3 protein-coding genes are annotated in these 1848 nt (G+C 71.6%); all 3 read right to left on the reverse strand.

What is annotated here, in order from left to right:
* Positions 1-1136: DNA polymerase IV (gene dinB / locus V6M56_RS13865; RefSeq protein WP_332684612.1), on the reverse strand; the 1136-nt coding region annotated here is incomplete at its 3' end.
* 33 nt (positions 1137-1169) lie between these two features.
* Positions 1170-1499, reverse strand: coding sequence for a protein tyrosine phosphatase family protein (locus tag V6M56_RS13870; protein ID WP_332684613.1), 330 nt, complete (start codon positions 1497-1499; stop codon positions 1170-1172).
* 56 nt (positions 1500-1555) lie between these two features.
* Positions 1556-1848 (reverse strand): GatB/YqeY domain-containing protein (locus V6M56_RS13875; RefSeq protein ID WP_332684615.1); only part of this gene is annotated, 293 nt, incomplete at its 5' end.

Raw genomic sequence — 1848 nt, forward strand, 5'->3', positions numbered from 1 at the left:
GCCAGCGAGCCGGCCCGCACACCGAGCAGCCGCAGCCGGCGCTCGAGCGGCACGCGTTTCAAACATTCACCCGCCGCGCGGCGGATGGCGGCGGCATCGGACGTCGGTTGCCCGAGCGTCAGATCGCGCGTGACCGTCCTGAAGTCCTCGAAGCGCAGCTTCAGGCCGATTGTCCTGCTCTCGAAGCCCTTGCGTTGCAGATCGCCCGCAAGCTGCTCGCACAGCCGCGTGAAGATGGCCGTGAGCGTGGCGCGATCGGCGCGGGGGTGCAGGTCGCGCTCGAAAGTGGTCTCGCGGCTGATGCTCTTGGGCTCGCTGTACGTGACCACCGCCCGCCCGTCGCGACCGTGCGCGGCCTCGTGCAGCCAGGCGCCGTAGCTCCGGCCGAATTCGCCGAGCAGCCAGGCCGCGTCGGCACTGGCCAGCTCGCCGATGCTGCGGATGCCCAGCGCCTCCAGCCGAGCCGCGGCCTTGGGGCCGATGCCGTTGATGCGGCGTGCCGGCAGCGGCCAGATGCGCGCGGCGATGTCGGCCTCGCGCAGGATCGTCAGGCCGTCGGGCTTGTCGAGCTCGGAGGCCAGCTTGCTGAGCAGCTTGTTGGGCGTGACGCCGATCGAGCAGCTCAGGCCGGTGCGCTCCAGCACCCGCGTCTTGATGGCCTGCGCGAGGGCCGCTCCATGATCGGCACCCACGCCGGGCCGGCCGGTCAGGTCGATGTAGATCTCGTCGATGCCGCGGTCCTCGATCACCGGCGGTTCGGTGCCGACAACTTCGGCCACCGCGGCCTTGAAGGCGCGCGAGTAGCGCCGGTACTCGTCGAAGTCCGTCGGCAGCAGCACCGCGTCCGGCGCCAGCGCGGCCGCCTTCATCAAGCCCATGGCCGAGTGCAGGCCGAAGGCGCGGGCGGCATAGGTCGCCGTGGTGATCACGCCGCGGCCGGCGTAGTGCCGCAAGGTCGCGAAGCGCAGGCTGCCGTCGGCCAGCGACTCGGGCTGATGGCGCCGCCCGCCGCCGATGACGACCGGCAGGCCGCGCAGTTGCGGGTAGCGCAGCAGTTCGACCGACGCGTAGAACGCGTCCATGTCGAGGTGGGCGATGTGGCGCTCGGCGGGCTGCGCCGCGGACGGGGAGCCCATGCCCGGGGGCAGCGTGGTGCCGGCCGGTCCGAGTCAGCCGCGCAGTTCGCGGGCCATCGCGTAAAGCCGGCCGCTGCGCGTGCCGCTGCGGCAAAAGGCCAGCACCGGCTTGGGCAGGCGAGCCATCAGGTCGGCCATCTGCTGAGCCTGTTCGGCGGTCTGGAACGAGCTGGAAACCGGCAGGAAGGCGTACTCCAGGCCGGCGGCGCGGGCGGCGGCTTCCATCGACGCGTTGGTCGGCTGGTCGGGGCCGCCCTCGAAATCGGGCCGGTTGTTGATGACGCTGCGAAAGCCGGCCGAGGCCGCCGCGGCCATGGCTTCGGGGGTGAGTTGCGGCGCGACGGCGAGGTCTTCGTCGAGCATCGAAGCGGGCAGATTCATGGGAGTTCCTGCGGGACGAGCAGAGAGGAGCCGCAAGCTTACTTCGCGAGCGCCTGCTTGACGGCCGCGGAGACGGTGCCCATGTCGGCCGTGCCGGCCAGCTTCGCCTTCGCGGCACCCATCACCTTGCCCATGTCGCCCGGCCCGCTGGCGCCGAGCTCGGCCACGATCTTCGCCACCTCGGCGGCCACCTGCTCGGCGCTCAGGCGTGCCGGGAGGTAGGCCTCGAGCACCGCCAGCTCGGCGGATTCCTTGTCCACCAGGTCGGTGCGGCCGGCGGCGGCGAACTGGCCGATCGAGTCCTTGCGCTGCTTGAGCAGCTTGTCGACGA

It is taken from the genome of Allobosea sp. (assembly GCF_036675845.1).
In the GTDB taxonomy this organism is placed as follows: Bacteria; Pseudomonadota; Alphaproteobacteria; order Rhizobiales; family Beijerinckiaceae; genus Allobosea.

Coding starts and splice junctions, on each gene's coding strand:
- V6M56_RS13870 (WP_332684613.1), bottom strand. CDS start 1,499: ATGCTCGACGAAGACCTCGCCGTCGCGCCGCAACTCACCCCCGAAGCC.